The 15,493-nt window shown below is 39.5% G+C and carries 19 protein-coding genes; 8 read left to right on the plus strand and 11 right to left on the minus strand.

The window, feature by feature from the left end; translation table 11 throughout:
* The first annotated feature begins 94 nt into the window (after positions 1 to 94).
* Positions 95 to 574, plus strand: coding sequence for an ankyrin repeat domain-containing protein (locus NQT69_RS11920; RefSeq protein WP_256827886.1), 480 nt, complete (start codon positions 95 to 97; stop codon positions 572 to 574).
* On the opposite strand, the gene NQT69_RS11925 is transcribed toward NQT69_RS11920, so the two are convergent.
* The 3 genes from NQT69_RS11925 to NQT69_RS11935 are packed head-to-tail and all read right to left on the minus strand — an operon-like array spanning position 567 to position 2,216.
* Positions 567 to 1,175: a GDSL-type esterase/lipase family protein gene (locus tag NQT69_RS11925; RefSeq protein WP_256827887.1), complete on the minus strand. Its 609-nt coding sequence runs from the start codon at positions 1,173 to 1,175 to the stop codon at positions 567 to 569. The genes NQT69_RS11920 and NQT69_RS11925 overlap by 8 nt on opposite strands.
* Entirely contained in the window at positions 1,175 to 1,699 is a 525-nt protein-coding gene (locus NQT69_RS11930) for a DsrE family protein (RefSeq protein WP_256827888.1), read from the minus strand. The genes NQT69_RS11925 and NQT69_RS11930 overlap by 1 nt, the downstream gene beginning before the upstream one ends.
* Before the next feature lie 52 nt (positions 1,700 to 1,751).
* Positions 1,752 to 2,216: a flavodoxin family protein gene (locus tag NQT69_RS11935; RefSeq protein ID WP_256827889.1), complete on the minus strand. Its 465-nt coding sequence runs from the start codon at positions 2,214 to 2,216 to the stop codon at positions 1,752 to 1,754.
* A 102-nt stretch (positions 2,217 to 2,318) separates the two neighbouring features.
* On the opposite strand from NQT69_RS11935, the gene soxR reads away from it, so the two are divergent.
* A complete protein-coding gene (soxR, locus tag NQT69_RS11940) occupies positions 2,319 to 2,780 on the plus strand; it encodes a redox-sensitive transcriptional activator SoxR (protein ID WP_256827890.1) in 462 nt (153 codons plus the stop codon).
* 17 nt (positions 2,781 to 2,797) lie between these two features.
* Here soxR and NQT69_RS11945 read toward each other — a convergent pair whose 3' ends face one another.
* Positions 2,798 to 3,310: a DUF4198 domain-containing protein gene (locus NQT69_RS11945; RefSeq protein WP_256827891.1), complete on the minus strand. Its 513-nt coding sequence runs from the start codon at positions 3,308 to 3,310 to the stop codon at positions 2,798 to 2,800.
* A 205-nt stretch (positions 3,311 to 3,515) separates the two neighbouring features.
* Here NQT69_RS11945 and NQT69_RS11950 point away from each other — a divergent pair, with 205 nt between their 5' ends.
* Both NQT69_RS11950 and NQT69_RS11955 read left to right on the plus strand, forming a co-directional pair.
* Positions 3,516 to 4,142: a hypothetical protein gene (locus NQT69_RS11950; protein WP_256827892.1), complete on the plus strand. Its 627-nt coding sequence runs from the start codon at positions 3,516 to 3,518 to the stop codon at positions 4,140 to 4,142.
* Entirely contained in the window at positions 4,132 to 5,217 is a 1,086-nt protein-coding gene (locus NQT69_RS11955; protein WP_256827893.1) for a rhomboid family intramembrane serine protease, read from the plus strand. The genes NQT69_RS11950 and NQT69_RS11955 overlap by 11 nt, the downstream gene beginning before the upstream one ends.
* Positions 5,218 to 5,225: 8 nt before the next feature.
* On the opposite strand, the gene NQT69_RS11960 is transcribed toward NQT69_RS11955, so the two are convergent.
* The gene (locus tag NQT69_RS11960) at positions 5,226 to 6,446 is read right to left on the minus strand and encodes an iron-containing alcohol dehydrogenase (RefSeq protein ID WP_256827894.1); all 1,221 of its coding nucleotides are present in this window, start codon (positions 6,444 to 6,446) and stop codon (positions 5,226 to 5,228) included.
* 44 nt (positions 6,447 to 6,490) lie between these two features.
* Positions 6,491 to 6,853 (minus strand): DUF1294 domain-containing protein, encoded by a 363-nt coding sequence (locus NQT69_RS11965; protein ID WP_256827895.1) that lies wholly within the window; start codon positions 6,851 to 6,853, stop codon positions 6,491 to 6,493.
* A 44-nt stretch (positions 6,854 to 6,897) separates the two neighbouring features.
* On the opposite strand from NQT69_RS11965, the gene NQT69_RS11970 reads away from it, so the two are divergent.
* Positions 6,898 to 7,428 (plus strand): hypothetical protein, encoded by a 531-nt coding sequence (locus tag NQT69_RS11970; RefSeq protein ID WP_256827896.1) that lies wholly within the window; start codon positions 6,898 to 6,900, stop codon positions 7,426 to 7,428.
* A gap of 42 nt (positions 7,429 to 7,470) precedes the next feature.
* On the opposite strand, the gene NQT69_RS11975 is transcribed toward NQT69_RS11970, so the two are convergent.
* Entirely contained in the window at positions 7,471 to 8,013 is a 543-nt protein-coding gene (locus NQT69_RS11975; RefSeq protein ID WP_256827897.1) for a carboxymuconolactone decarboxylase family protein, read from the minus strand.
* A gap of 110 nt (positions 8,014 to 8,123) precedes the next feature.
* Between NQT69_RS11975 and NQT69_RS11980 the strand changes: the two genes are divergently transcribed.
* A complete protein-coding gene (locus NQT69_RS11980; RefSeq protein ID WP_256827898.1) occupies positions 8,124 to 8,711 on the plus strand; it encodes a TetR/AcrR family transcriptional regulator in 588 nt (195 codons plus the stop codon).
* Positions 8,712 to 8,760: 49 nt separating this feature from the next.
* Here NQT69_RS11980 and NQT69_RS11985 read toward each other — a convergent pair whose 3' ends face one another.
* Positions 8,761 to 10,881 carry a methyl-accepting chemotaxis protein gene (locus tag NQT69_RS11985; protein ID WP_256827899.1) on the minus strand — a complete coding sequence of 707 codons (2,121 nt, stop codon included), beginning with the start codon at positions 10,879 to 10,881 and terminating at the stop codon, positions 8,761 to 8,763.
* Positions 10,882 to 11,041: 160 nt separating this feature from the next.
* The gene (locus NQT69_RS11990; protein ID WP_256827900.1) at positions 11,042 to 11,470 is read right to left on the minus strand and encodes an organic hydroperoxide resistance protein; all 429 of its coding nucleotides are present in this window, start codon (positions 11,468 to 11,470) and stop codon (positions 11,042 to 11,044) included.
* Between the two features lie 118 nt (positions 11,471 to 11,588).
* Here NQT69_RS11990 and NQT69_RS11995 point away from each other — a divergent pair, with 118 nt between their 5' ends.
* Together NQT69_RS11995 and NQT69_RS12000 are read left to right on the plus strand one after the other, a co-directional pair.
* Complete coding sequence (locus NQT69_RS11995; RefSeq protein WP_256827901.1) at positions 11,589 to 12,026, plus strand: MarR family winged helix-turn-helix transcriptional regulator; 438 nt, start codon at positions 11,589 to 11,591, stop codon at positions 12,024 to 12,026.
* A gap of 88 nt (positions 12,027 to 12,114) precedes the next feature.
* Entirely contained in the window at positions 12,115 to 13,125 is a 1,011-nt protein-coding gene (locus NQT69_RS12000) for a zinc-binding alcohol dehydrogenase family protein (protein ID WP_256827902.1), read from the plus strand.
* Positions 13,126 to 13,199: 74 nt separating this feature from the next.
* Here NQT69_RS12000 and NQT69_RS12005 read toward each other — a convergent pair whose 3' ends face one another.
* Complete coding sequence (locus NQT69_RS12005) at positions 13,200 to 14,057, minus strand: nucleotidyl transferase AbiEii/AbiGii toxin family protein (RefSeq protein WP_256827903.1); 858 nt, start codon at positions 14,055 to 14,057, stop codon at positions 13,200 to 13,202.
* Positions 14,038 to 15,072: a type IV toxin-antitoxin system AbiEi family antitoxin gene (locus NQT69_RS12010; protein ID WP_256827904.1), complete on the minus strand. Its 1,035-nt coding sequence runs from the start codon at positions 15,070 to 15,072 to the stop codon at positions 14,038 to 14,040. Before NQT69_RS12010 ends, NQT69_RS12005 begins: the two co-directional genes overlap by 20 nt.
* Positions 15,073 to 15,493: the final 421 nt, after the last annotated feature.

The raw sequence follows: 15,493 nt of genomic DNA on the forward strand, positions 1-15,493 counted from the left end.
CTCGCGCCGCGATTAAATCGCCCCGAGTTTGAACAAATTTCAATCTACAAGGGTCAGCAGACCCTGACCTTCCTCTTTTTTTAAGGATTCACTTATGCGTAATTTTCTCATTATTCTTGCCACTGTGTTAAGTTTTAGCTCTGTTGCAAATGAACCAACAGACACTGACACGCAATCACAATACGACAACTTACTTGCCTACTATTTTGCAGCAGCACGTACCGGCGACGAACAAGTGATTGAGCAATTTGTGACTGCCGGGATTCCAATAGATAGCTACAACAACAAAGGTTATACCGCCTTAATGATTGCAACCTACCACGGTCACAAAAACACGGTAAATTCATTATTAAGTTTAGGTGCCAATGCGTGTCTAGAAGACAACCGCGGTAACACAGCACTCATGGCGGCTATTTTTAGAGGCGAATTTAGTATAGCTAAAACCCTAGTAAGCCTAGATTGCGACACCGAGCATGCAAACAAGGCAGGACAAACAGCCGAGCAATTTGCACAAACATTTGGTCAAGATAAAGTGCTCGCGTTACTAGATTCAATGAAATTATCATCTAAATAGCTAGTAGTTTTTTAACCTTACTTGCAAGCTTTTGATGTGCACACGGATGAAAATGAATTCCTTCCTTGGCACAGGGTTCAATCAGTGGATAACAATCTATAAACTCACATAACTGATGTTGAGCAACTCCAGCATAATAAGTTATCAGTAATTGAGCCTTCTTTTCAACTCCTTTATAGATAGTTTGATATTGGCCAACTGCAAATACTTTTGTTGGGCTTAATATCACAATTTTGGGGCGAGTATTGTTTGATCCGTAAAAACACGCGATCTCTAGTAATAACTTATCTAAGCCATCCGCGATCTGCTTAGCTGTTAACTCAAAACGAGCCTTTAAATCATTGGTGCCAAGTTGAATAATTATGATATCAAGCTGATACGCCTCAAGATAAGGTTTTAGATATTTAAGCCCTGATTTATCGCCGCTAAATGGCGGGTTATTCACTAAGGTGCGATTAGGCTGCCCAGCTTCAATAACAAGGTGTTCTGAGCCCAACAGCTCTGCCAATATGCCCGGCCAGCGTTCATGCGCAGGCAACCGCTTGCCATCAACCGGCGAAATACCATAAGTGTTAGAGTCGCCAAAACAAAGAATATTCATTAAAACGGGTTCAGTGTATAGCCTTGTTGTTGTAACTGAGCGTGAGCGGTCATTGCTGAAAGCGCCATTTTCACTCCAGGAATGAGTTGCTCAGGGGCTACTTTCATATGTGTTGCCGACTGCCCACATACATACACTTGCGTGTTATTAGCAAGTAGCTGTTTGATCAAAGATTGGGTTTTGTTATCTTTGTCAAAACGGGCTTTGTAAAAGCTGTTTTCAAGCACATCAACACTCGCGCCACCATGTACCACTAATGCCAGCTGAATGTTTTCTGGCTTTACGCCATGAGCTACATGCATATTAATAAAACGAGCGAGCGAGTTAATATGATTATTCTGCGCGCCTTTTTCAGCGCCATCGCCTACATCAAAGGCTATTTTAAACTGTGCTTGGCTCAAATCTGACACATAAGCTGGCACGTTATAAAAATAACCATAGTCTTTGATTACAGGAGCTGGCTCGTCTGCCAAACAAGTTAGGCTAGTTAATAGTAGGCTAAAGCCAGTAAGTAACATTTTCATAAATCACCCTTTTTACTTTTTGTTTAGCCTACCCTATCGCTATTTCGCGCAATTAACTAGCCTGAACATGCGAATGCGCTTTAAAAGTCATCCCTAAATAATTAAATGTATGTTTAAACATATCCAAAAATGCATCCGGCGCAGAGGGAGATGCAGCATTAGACAACAGTGAAAACTGTTTTTGTCGTAAGGTTCTTAGCTTAGGTTTTAGCGTTTCATCATCCATATAATCGGTAATTCTATCCATAAACGCTTTCATTTGTGGGGTGGTGTTATACCAATAAATAGGTGACGCTATAACCCAATGCTCAAAGCTCAGTAGCTGTTCAAATAGAGTGTAAAAATCATCTTCAGGGTAGTTTTTGTCATAGCGATAAGGCGAGATAACAAAGTCATCAATACAAAAACCTTGCCCGCCTTCCTTAGCGATATAATTGTTGACTTGTGTACTCGTGTTACCTGATTTACGCGCACTTGAATAAATTACGGCTGTGTTATTCGTTGATTTCTCTTGCATTTGTATCACTCCTTTTTTTATGATGGAGCAAAGCTTAAAACCTCAAGTTAAGTTAAGGTCAATAAGTAATAACTATATTTTTGTAAAAAAGGAAGCATACCGATGACCGTACAACAAAAAAAGCTCACTGAAGCTAACTTAACTGTGGGCTATGTTGCCAAACGTAGCGGTGTAAAAGTATCAACGCTACACTTTTACGAAACCAAAGGACTGATACGCAGCTGGCGTAACAACGGCAATCAACGCCGCTATAAACCAGATGTTCTGCGCCGCATTGCTGTTATAAAAGCAGCTCAAGCCATGGGGATAACACTGGAAGAAGTAAAACAGACGCTTGCCACTTTACCCGACGAACGCACGCCTACCAAAAAAGACTGGTCAGCACTGTCTAAGCAATGGCAAACGCAACTTGATCAACGCATTGCATTTATGCAGCGCTTACGTGAACGGGTTGATGGCTGTATCGGTTGCGGCTGTTTATCAATGGATAAGTGCCCCATTTATAATAAAGACGATTACTTAGGTGAAGATCAAAGTGGTGCGGTGTTATTAAATAACAGCTAAAGATGTAAATGAGTGACTTAAAGCTGACAGGTTGTGTAAATAGTAAAGGTATGGCTTTTATCTTCTGCTATCGGTATATCGTATGTTTGCGGCTCTTTAGCAATATCACAGATAAGATTGCCTAATAGCTTAACCAACGTTTTGCTATTTGGAAACAATGAAATAATGGCATACCAGACAACTATTCCTTCCGCTGTCCCATTATCAATATAAACATGCTGATGCACAGATGTGTTATCAAACATATTGTTAGGCTTAGCCGTTCTAATCACCTTTTCTGGAAATGAAAAGCGACCATCACTATCAGTAACAGACTTATCAATATATTCTTTACCATATGTAAGTGACCTCACTACCTCCAGCCCAGCTTGAGGTTTGCCATCACTTAATAAAACACCTTTAATTGGCGCTGATAATACATAATCCTGCTTTTTTAAAAAACCAAACATATCCGCCCTAACGTGAAGCGATAAAAATATAAATGCCAACATAGTGACAATGATTACTGTTAAATAATTTTTGCTTAACAAGTAAAATCCTCATATGAAAATAAATAGCCGCGATGCTCGAAATAAGTATCGTAAATGCTAAATTCCATCATACAGTTATAACTTACTGAGAATAGAAGTTTGTATTGTTTGTAACTAAAAAACAACCAATATGCTATTGTTTAAATCGATAAATTAAAGTAGCCTATCGCGCTAAAATGGAAGCTAAAATAAAAGGAAATTAGTATTGGATCCCTCTAATCAACCCACCACACCGGTAAATAAACCTAAACTAACACAAGCTTTAAAAACTGTAGATAACAAAGAGCTTAAAAGTACCGGCTTCTGGCTCAATCAAGTATTTTTAGTACTTTCGACTGTTTTCGGTGTATATTTAGCCGCACAAAGTGGTTTAGAGCAAGCACTAAAGTTTGATACGTTTAGTAAGATGGAAGATAACTATTATCTACGCACATCTCTTTTTGAAGAAGTGAAAGATAATGCTCACAATGTAAGTGAATACGCAAAACTGTTAGCCAAAAGCCCAGCGACGTCTGAGATGCAGTACCATAAGCCCACTTTAGAAAAGTACATTTGGCAAACGATGCAATATTCGCCAACAACGCTTGAAACGCCAAGTATCTTTTTAACTCAAATCAGACGCTTTTATAGCCGTGCAGAGTTTGTAATTAACGCTGCTTTAAAACGTCAAATGTCTGCAAAGCAAGCATCTATCGAGCTGAAAAAACTAACAGATATTATCGAGCAGCAAACCCTGCCTCAGTTGCAAGCCAGTGCGACTCAATTACAACAAGAATTAAAACAAAACGATATTATTATCGGTTCACTTAAGGACTTTAATAATGCCAACTAAAATTTGCCCACATTGCAAAGACAGTGCACTGGATATAACCCATTACCAAGGTGAAGAGATTGATATTTGCCGCGAGTGTGGTGGCTTATGGTTTGAAAAAAACGAAGTTAACCGCATGATCGCCGAGATCAATGAAGGGCCTATAGGTGAAAAATACGAAACCCATTTTGGTGAATCACTGGGTATTTCACAGCTAGATTGCCCTGATTGTCATAAAAACCTTGAGCGCTTTCATTTACTCGAAGATTTTCATACAGAAATTGATGTGTGTCGCCATTGTGATGGTAGCTGGATTGAAAAAGACCAATTGGAGAGTGTTGAAAATAGCCCTGAGTTAAAAGCGAGCCTGAGTGAATTAAACCAAAAAGTGAATTGGAAGACATATTTGTTTCAGTTTTTAACGCAAATGCCCGTTGAATATAACTTGAAGCCCAAGCAAACTCCTTGGGTAACGCGTGGCCTAATTGCCGTTAATGCGATAATTTTTGCATTGTATTTTTTCAATAGCGACACCTTCATGGCAACGCTTGAATTATTTGCCATGAACCCGAGTAAAATATCTCAAGGTGAGCACCTATGGACGGTGATAACTTGCGTCTTTTTGCATGGCTCAATAATGCATTTAGTCGGTAATATGTATTTTTTATATATCATTGGCGATAACCTAGAAGATGTACTGGGTCATAAAAAGTTTTTTATCTGGTATATGATTTGCGGTTTGGCAGCATCCTTTGCCAGCTTTATAGTTCACCCGAATTCAACAATACCAAGCGTTGGTGCAAGCGGTGCAATAGCAGGGCTATTTGGCATGTATTTAATGTGGTTTAGGCATGCCAGCTTAACCTTTATGATCATTATTTATCAGAAAAAACTCTCTGCCGTTTGGTTTTTCGTTATTTGGCTCGGCATTAATATATTTGGCATGCTATCTGCGCCTGATGGAGTTGATTATGGTGCGCACATTGGCGGCTTTATTGCAGGCTTACTAATTGGCTATTTACTAAAAGCCAAAGTAACCCAAGCTAACCCAATTATTCGCTTATTAAATCAACCACAAGCCCAACTGAAGCGTTAATAATACCTTTAACAAACAGCCTTCGCCTTTGAAGGCTGTTGTATATACACTTCACGTATAATCGCCTCACATTGTGTTTGGTTCATAAAAACAGGCACAGGGTAATCTGGATGTGCTTCTTTTAATGCGGCTTCTGCTAGCTCTTTAATATCACCGCTTTGTATTTCTGGTAGACATTTAGGAATGTGTATCGTCGCTAATAGCTGCGCTATGGTTTTTAATAGTTGTTGTGCTTTCAGTTGGTCAGTTTGCTCAGGCTGAGTGAGTTTACAATAATCCGCTATATCAGCAAGCTTAGGGTAAATTGCTGGGCCATAAAAATTAAGCACCGGCATTAGCAAAACACTGTTAGCTAAACCATGCGCTGTGCCATAACGTGCACCAAACTGATGTGCAATGGCATGGACATAGCCTACCGATGCACGGGTAAAAGCTTGGCCTGCATAAAACGAAGCCAGTAACATGTTTTCTCTCGCCGCTAAGTCATCGCCACTTTCATATGCGACTGGTAGATTATTTAAAATAAGGTCAATTGCTTGTAATGCTTTAGTGTCGCTAAAGTCTAATCCAATTTTGCCAATATAAGATTCTATTGCATGCGTTAGCGCATCAATGCCAGTTGCTGCAGTTATAAAATCAGGGACTGACTGGGTAAGCTCTGCAATGAGTATTGCATCGCTGGGAACAAGCGCAAAATCTGTAGCGGCATATTTGGTTTGTGTTTTTGGATCATTCACTACAGCGGCCACTGTGGTTTCAGAGCCTGTGCCTGCGGTGGTTGGAATAGCACATAAAGGCGGAAGCTTTGTTAAAACTTTAAATAACCCTTTTAACTGTTGGGTTGATTTTTTAGCTTTAACTGAGCGAGCACCGATGAGTTTGGCGCAATCTAAAACAGAGCCACCACCAATAGCAAGGATCCCTGCACATTTTTGCGAATTATAAACCACTAACCCATTTTCCACATTGTCTATGCTTGGGTTAGGCGCAACATCGTTATATAGGTGCCATGTAATATTTTGCTCATCAAGTAGTATTAATGTCTGTTTCAACACGCCAAGCTCTAATAACGTGGTATCAGTTACCACCAGCAAGGGCTTATTTTTTTGCCATGTTTTTAACCACTGCGCTAAGCCATCATAACCCATGTACAAACGCGGATTAGGTATGCCAATCAATAAAACAATACATTTTAAAGCAAAGTGATAACAACGATAAAAAAAAGCCATAAAGGTAATCTTATAAATTCGTAATTACCTAATATTGCACCTAATTAACGATATTGCCAATAGTAAAGATAGCCAAGCATGCTGCTGTTGATAATGATCGTTAACCATAAAATTGCAATAAAAGGTCGTTTTTTAGATTTATGCCTAAACCACTGCTGCGCTAATAATGCACCAGGCCAACCACATAACACAGCCAGAATATGCAAACTCCGCTCAGGAACTCTGACAGTTTGATTTACAGGGTCCATGGCTAAACGTTTATCCCATTTATAAACTAAAATGGTGATCGAACTCATAAACAGATAGACACTTGAGAGCATCATCGGCCAGTATTCTAAAAATCCACCAATCGCTAAAACAGCTAAAAAACTGCTCGAAAACAGCAATAATACTTTTTTTATTAACAAGCGTTAACCTATACTGAGACTATAAATAATAACAAGCTTTAATTATGTCATATTTAAAAACCATTTTACTAACCCTTTGCTTAACAGCGACTAACTTAGCAATCGCCAATGATTCAGCTGATATAGCAAAAGAGCTTGCTGTATTTAAACCTTACCTAGGTACGTGGCAATCAGATTTTAAAGTAGAGCCAGGCAAGCCTGCTATGCAAGATATTAGCCGTTGGGAGCGTGCTTTAAATGGTAAAGCCATTCGTACCTCGCATTCTATTAATGAAGGGGTTTATGGTGGTGAATCGATGATTTTTTGGGATAGTAAAGAGCAATCAATTGTTTTTTACTACTTCACGACTGCTGGTTTTTATACAAAAGGCACCATGAATGTCTTATCACCAACAAAATTTGTCGCCTACGAAACCGTTACAGGTTCAAAAGAGGGGATCACCAAGGTACGTTCAACCAGTGAATATAAAGATGATAAATTTATTGTACTGACTTCTTATTTAAAAAAAGGCGAATGGACCAAACCTGAAGAACGTGTATACAAGCGTAGCGAAAAGGAAGTGAGATTTAGATAAACCAATAATGTATAGCGCGGGCTTGCACCCGCGCAAGTATACTTACTTAGCGAACTTTTTAAATGGTTCGTCAACCGGAGTATTTGCAAGATGGTTCGTGTAGTTACTCATCACTTTTTGCGATAAGCCTAATACAATTTCAAGCAGCTGTTGTTGCGCATAACCCGCAGCAAAAAACTTTTCAATTTGTTCATCGCTGATCACACCACGGTTTTGTGTCATAGCAAGCGTTGTTTCGCGAAGCACTTCAAGCTTTTCATCTGCAAGTGGTGTTTTGTTCACCAATGCATCAACAATATCTTGATCCACTTTCATACTGGCTGCGATAGCGCTGTGTGCAGGAACACAATAATGACATTCGTGCTCAACATTGATTGTTTGCCATACTACTGTTAACTCCTCTGCATTAAACGAAGTATTTTGAAATAGCTCGTGAAGCACCTGATAGCCTTCAAGCAACGTTGGCGCTTGCGCCATTACCGCGTGTAAATTAGGTAGCATACCAAACGCCGCTACTGACTTTTCCATTAAAGGTTTTGCCGCTTCAGGGGCGTTCTCTTGTGTGTATAAAGTAAATTCAGCCATTGTTTAACTCCAATTCATTAGTGTTTAAGTATGTTCAAGCTCATACTATTTGATTTTGAGCGACCGTTCAAGTTAAAATTGAACAAGTGTTCAAATAGAGTAGTAGTGCTATGGTCAATAAAGTAAAATTCGAGCGTGATGAAGTAATACGCACAGCGGGTCAGTTATTCTGGCAAAAAGGCTTTAACGCCACATCGACGCGCGATTTACAAAATGCTATCAATATGCGACCAGGCAGTATTTACGCCGCATTTGGCTCTAAAGAAGGTCTCTATTGCGAAGCGATAAAAGACTATGCTCTATTTATGCAAAACCAGCTTTTATCTGCACTCAATGAACACGAAAGTATACTTGATGGTTTAACCGCTTTTGTGAAAAAGGTACTCATTGAAGATGCTGAATGTGCGCCAAGTATGTTGTGTATGTTAGTTAAAGCGAATAATGAGTTTACCGAAGATGAGCCAACACTAAAGTTATTAAGCAATGATCTTGCAAACCAATTTGAGGCATTTCTAACAACCCTATTTGAAAAGGCTCAACACACTAAAGAGCTTGGTACCAAATTAACCGCGGTTGAGTACGCTCGGTATTTTCAAATCCAATTTACTGGATTACGTAGCTACTTAAACAGACCAAACACACAAGCATTAGCAGATGCGTTGATTGATCAGATGTTCCTCTCTATCAAACAGCTTTAAAGCCTAAACAGGGTTAACATGGCAGTAATCACTTACTGCCATGTCACTTTTAAGTTTTAAGTTTATTCAACTCATCATCTTGCTGAGCAACCAGTTGATTTAGCATTTGGCTGCCATCACCTGCTTGCGTAGAAAGCTCAGCCAATTGCGAAGCGGCATCTGAAATTAAAGTTAGGTTACGGTTAATTTCTTCAGTCACTGAGCTTTGCTCTTCTGCTGCGGTAGCAATTTGCGTGATCTGCCCAGTTATTTCTTCTACTTTTGTCACTACACTATGCAGCGCATCAAATGCTACGGTAGTCTCATCTACCGCAGTTTGCGCTCGTACGACACCTTTTTCGATAACAGTTGATGCGTTACCTACTTCCAGCTGAAGACTATCAATTAAGCCACTAATATCATCCGTTGAAGCACGTGTTTTAGAGGCAAGTGCTCTAACTTCATCAGCTACCACAGCAAAACCACGCCCCTGCTCTCCTGCGCGTGCAGCTTCAATCGCAGCATTCAGTGCAAGTAAATTGGTTTGCTCAGCAATGGTTCGAATTACATCTAAAATTTGCGTTATATCATTACTTCGTGCGGCGACCTTTTCGACCGCTTGATTTGCCTGTTGAATTTCATCAGACATAGTTTTAACTTGAGATACAGCAGACGATAAACTTGCTTCACTACTGACCACTAAAGAATTAATTTCGTCAGCTTGCTGTGCTGATTGCTCTGATGCTCTGGCAACCTCAAGTGCTGTGGCACTCATTTCATTCATTGCAGTTACAACACTTTCAATTTCTTGAAATTGCGCTTGTACATTCTGCTTTGTATCAACCGCGACATGCGCCGCCGTTTGCGCTTGTTGTTTAGTTTGACTAGAGACATCTTTTAACTGCGCAATTAAGTCACGCAGTTTAGCCAAAAAGGCATTGAATCCATAAGCTAATGCGATGAGCTCTGCATGTGAGTCCACACTTAATGTTTGGGTTAAGTCACCTTCACTACTGGCTAGGTTATCAACCCTTTTTTGAATTTGTTGTAACGGGGCAATAATACTTCTTATCACAATCAACATGATAAAAAAGGCCACAGCGGCAATGACGATGCCGGTAATTAAAATAAGGCCACCTAAAGTACCGGCATTATCATCCATCGTTGAGGCGAGTGCTTGTGGTCCTTTTAGTGCAAGCTCTGTCGGCACTTCAATTAACAAATTCCATTGTTTTCCAGCCAGCTTAATAGAAATCGGATAGTTAACTAAATATTCATGAGCAACCTTATGAATACCGGCCTCTTTTTTTAAGCGATCAAAACTTGTTACTAAGGTCTCTGATATCGCCTCTTTTAAAGGACGCCCCAGCTTATCCTTATAATGACTACTACCAACAATTAAATCTAACGAGCTCAAAAGCGTAACTCTAGCTTGGCCATTGTATAGCTCTTTTGATAGTTGTTCAGTCATGGTTTGAAAAACAGGTAGCGTTAAGTCAACTCCTGTCACACCGATAAAACGGCCATTTCTAAGTACAGGGACAACCAACGAAGTCATCATTTCTGAGTAACCTGGAGAGATCTCGTAGAGGTAAGGTTCCATTATACATGAGGTTTTAGTGTCTTTTGCGCATAAGTACCACTCAGCTTCGCGCTGACCAAACTCATTCAACGTAGTCACATATTTTTCATCGACATCTTCAATTATTTGCTGCTCTATAACTCCTTCTCGACTACGGGTGAAGTATATTTCTAAACTACCAGCTCCTGCTACTGAGTGAGTAAATCCGGTCGTGAATTGCGCATCATTATTATCAAAACCATTTGCTTCAAATTGAGAATAGATAGAAGAAATATTGGTGTTTTTTTCAATCAACGATTTATTAAGCTGTACAACTGATTCACGGCTAAGGGTTCTGGCTGCATCTTGGCTACCAACAATAGCTGCAAATGAAAAAGGGACCCGATAAGCCTCATTTATAAAGCCGGCAATGCGTTCACCATACGCTGCGGCATTGGCGGTGAGCTTTTCTTCAACTTCGGCGACAATAAGCTCTTCTGATTCGGCCGATAACACCTTGTTACTGCTTGATAATTGCCACCACAACACACTTGATAATACAAATACAGTAATAAAAATACTGCCTACCGTGAGCCAAAGTAACTTTTTAGATAATGCAATTTGCCGCATTCGTTTGATCCTATAATTAAAACTACTTATAGAGTCTAGTCTAATTATGGAGTGATGTAGGTAGATTATTGAAAAAACATGATTAACTGAGTGTATCTGTCATGCTGGGTGGCTATAGAAATACCAACTTAACAGGTTGTTAAGTTGGTATTTAAGCACTTTAAATAACAGATAACTCAACAGCAATATTGCCGCGAGTTGCATTTGAGTATGGGCAAACCTCATGTGCTTTAGCAACTAATGCTTCAGCCGTTGCTTTATCAACATCACCAACAAAAACGGCAAGCTTAACAGCAATACCAAAACCACCTTCAATCGGCCCAATAGAAACCTCTGAATCAATACGCGTATCAGTAGGTAATTTTACTTTTGCTTGCCCTGCAACGAGTTTTAATGCACCGATAAAACAAGCGGCATAGCCTGCTGCAAATAATTGCTCTGGGTTTGTGCCTTGGCCATCATCACCACCAAGCCCTTTTGGCGTAGAAAGTGCAACATCTAAACAACCATCATCTGATTTAGCGGTGCCTTCACGGCCACCTGTTGCGGCTGCTTTTGCTGTGTATGCGACGCTTTGTAATGCTTTCATAGTAAATTCCTTGGGATTAATTTATTTTGCGTGCAAAATAATAGACGTTTAAATTTGAGATTGCAAATACTTTGCATGCAAATTAAAATAACAACATGAAGATAAAAAGTTTACGACGATGAAATTTCCGCAATTAAAGCTAGATAATCAGATTTGCCACCGTTTATATATGGCATCAAATGGCATTGTTCGTAGTTATCGCGAGGCCTTAACTGCGCTTGATCTAACGTACCCACAATATGTAGTAATGATGGCATTATGGGAAAAAGATAAAATCACGATCAATGAGTTACTCGATAAAACCGTGATTGATGGTGGTGCTATGACGCAAATCCTTAAAAAAATGACCGATAAGCAGCTTGTTGAAGTCGTCAAAGACCAGCACGATAAACGTAAGCGAATGGTACAACTACAACCTGCCGGCTCAAAGCTGCAGTTGGCAGCGCAGGATATACCAGCACAAATACGCAGCCAGTTTCCTTCACTCTCTCAATCAGAAGCTGGTGAGCTGAACACTTTACTCGATAAAATAAATAGCGATTTAACTATCAAATAATTTTTGAAAGTGATTCATGACCACTGCTCTTTTTATATATTCGATATACGTTATAGTAAGGTATCACTTTCTTCCAAGGAGCTAATTTATGAAAGCCATCGGGTATCAAGCCGCAACAAAAACACTGAGCGATAACTCTTTCGAGGCAATCGAATTACCCATGCCAACCGCACAAGGGCGCGATTTATTAGTTGAAGTCAAAGCGATTTCAGTAAACCCTGTTGATGCTAAAATTCGCGCAAATGTTACGCCAGAGCAAGGTCATAAGGTCATTGGATGGGATGCTGTTGGCATTGTGAAAGCCGTTGGCGATGATGTGAGTTTATTTAATGTGGGCGATCGTGTTTATTATGCTGGTGATTTAACCCGCTCTGGTAGTAATGCTGAGTTTCAACTGGTAGATGAACGCATAGTAGGTAAAGCACCAGCCTCGCTTAGCAACCCAGAAGCAGCTGCCTTACCATTAACCAGCATTACCGCGTGGGAGCTACTTTTTGATCGTTTACAAATATCACGCGCCAAAGATGCAAAACCAGCTTCATTACTCGTTATTGGTGCCGCAGGGGGTGTAGGCTCTATTTTAGTGCAGTTGGCAAAACAGCTGACTAACTTAACCGTAGTAGGTACAGCTTCTAGATCGCAAAGTGTTACATGGCTAAAAGAATTAGGAGCTGATCATGTGCTTGATCATTCGCAAAGCTTAGACGCGCAACGAATTGAGCATAAGCTTGCAGAATTCGACTTCGTGGTTAGTCTAACTCATACCGATCAACATCTTGATGAAATAATCAAAGTGATCAAACCACAAGGTAAATTGGCATTAATTGACGACCCTGCAAGCTTTGATATTCTCAAGCTTAAACGCAAAAGTATTTCTTTGCATTGGGAGTTTATGTACACCCGCTCAATGTTCCAAACTGACGATATGATAGCGCAATACCAATTATTAACGCAGTTAGCTGAGCTGGTTGATAATGGCACCATTAAAACCACTCTAGGCCAACACCTTGGGAAAATTAATGTCGAAAACCTGCTAAAAGCCCACGCAATATTAGAGTCTCACCAGTCACGTGGTAAGTTGGTACTCGAAGGGTTTTAACAATTAACTCGCTAACAAAAGCTGTCAGAGGAGTAAAATACAACTCCTCCCTTCAGCAAAGCTGTAGATGTAATTCATTTTTTTATTAATTGCTCAAATATAATAGCGATTAACTTTTCAGCCTCGCCGTATTCAATATGAACCTTTCGACTCATATCCAATATTAGCTGATCTCTTTTTGCGCCATCATTGCATACTTTATTCATAATAAACGACAGTGTGTCAGTGCTTGCAATTTCTTGGGCATCGCTTGCTAGCTTCATTGCGCTGGCTTTAAGCTCATCAAAGTCTTGAGCACCCATAAAATCATCGTTATATAGGGAATCATTTACTTCAGGTATTTTCGAATAATGTTTAATCAAATAGTAGATATCAATCGCATCTTTGCCGCGAATATGCGGTTCTCTTTCTTGCCAGGATTTTAACTTTAAAAGTAACATTCCCTCTGGTGATGCAACTTTAATTTCGAGCTTTGGTGTAACTGATATAGTTACATTAAGCGCATTATTAAATGCTTCATTAAACCCTATAACTGACATTTCAATATCGTATTGCGGTGGCCATGTTATTGAATGACTATCACCTGCAATAGCACCAAATGGAATAATATCAACCTCCCATTCGTCACCATCAGTCAGCGATATTATTAATTGGTGCGCTTTTGTTTCATGGGCTTTAAAACCATTAGCAAGCAATTTAGCTTTGAGCTGCTCAAACTGTTGCCAACTTTTAACTTGTATAGCAAAATCAACATCTCGTGTACCTCGCTCAATTGCCGCACCAAAACCATGATGCAAAATAATATCTCTTGCGGTAGCCCCAATCACTAAATAAGAAATCGCCAACGCATCTGCTTGAGCGTTTATTAACCGATAAAGTTCAGCCAATCCGCGTGGTAACTTACTTGCTACATTAAGCGATGTGTTTTGCATAGAACCTTCCTGCCGCATCAATGTTCCTTGGATCTAAACTTGCAACTAGGTTGGCATAAATTAAATACGGATGAGCCAAACCCGCTTGCGATCCAGTAAGCTTCTTTGTAGCTAAAAGTGGCTTGATCAAAATAACTTTAGTTATCGAATCATTTGAGATTTCATCCGTCTTGACTTTTCGTAGTCTTGCCGCCTTCAATACATCTTTTTTATTTTCAGGCTCTACGTAAACAAGATAATCTTTGGCATAAAGATAATTATCATAGAGTTCAGCTGCATACTCACCTCCCCATAATGCTTTTAGACTTCCTAACTCAAGCTTCTTTAACAGCGCTATATTATCAGTGGTATAAACCTCTTGCTCTAACTTAGCCTCTACTGCCGTAGGATAAGCATCTAACCATTTGTCCAATAGACCCGTTTTATTGACTAAAACTTTAGTGTTTTTTCCATTTTTAACAACGAACCCTTGATATATTAAATCATCGATAACCTGTTTTACTGTGCCAAGTGCAACCTCTGAAACATCAGCGATAGTACGCAAAGGCTCTTTCACTAAATCAGCCTGAATTAATAACATCAAAACGACTTTCATACCTTTAGGCTGAAATGCTTTACCCAATTGCTTTTTCAAAATCATTTCAGTATGCGGTTTTTCTAGTTTTTTACCTTGAATGTCAATATATACGGGAGGTAGATTGATATAGGTATTCCCCGCTAAGTCTATAAATGGAATATTCTGTTCTTTTAATAAAGTAGCTTGATTTGGATTGATATAGTCTGTCAACAAGACAACTTTTGAGATCAGTTTCTTAGCTTTTATGATTGCAAGGTGCTTGTGTAAGGTCGCAGGGTTTAAGCATTTTTTGCACTCAACATCTAAGCACTCTTCCACACCTGGCACCCTGATCTCCGCGTCATCGCTGTCTTTCTCGCAAGCTTTAAAAGTTACCCCTAAACCAGTTTGCCTATTCAATTTATCAATGGCATTTTGTATTAGTTCTCGCTCTAACATTTTGTTCAACATCCAATCACGTTCAATAATATTGAACACTACTATAAATTGAACAAAAAGCAAATATCTTGTTCACTTTTATATGTTCATTTATATTGAACACCTCTGAAAATGAACAGAACACTTTAATTTACCTAGACACATTGACACAAAAAACCGCCTACTCCCTCCACTTTTGCTAACGGGAGTCATAGTGCTATGCCAACCTGTGATATTCACACACTGAGTGTTTAACCAGGCCCTATAGAACTAATAGATATGCATCACAAAAGTGCAAAGCCACCATCACTTTTCACTACATTAGTGCTTATACTCGTTCGATAATATGTAGCATAAATTCAAGCTATTGATCTTATTAAACTAAAAATAATTACGCAGGCTGGCACAGATCTTCCTTATATAAAAGTGACTCATAAACCAT

It is taken from the genome of Pseudoalteromonas shioyasakiensis, assembly GCF_024518675.1.
GTDB lineage: Bacteria > Pseudomonadota > Gammaproteobacteria > Enterobacterales > Alteromonadaceae > Pseudoalteromonas > Pseudoalteromonas shioyasakiensis_B.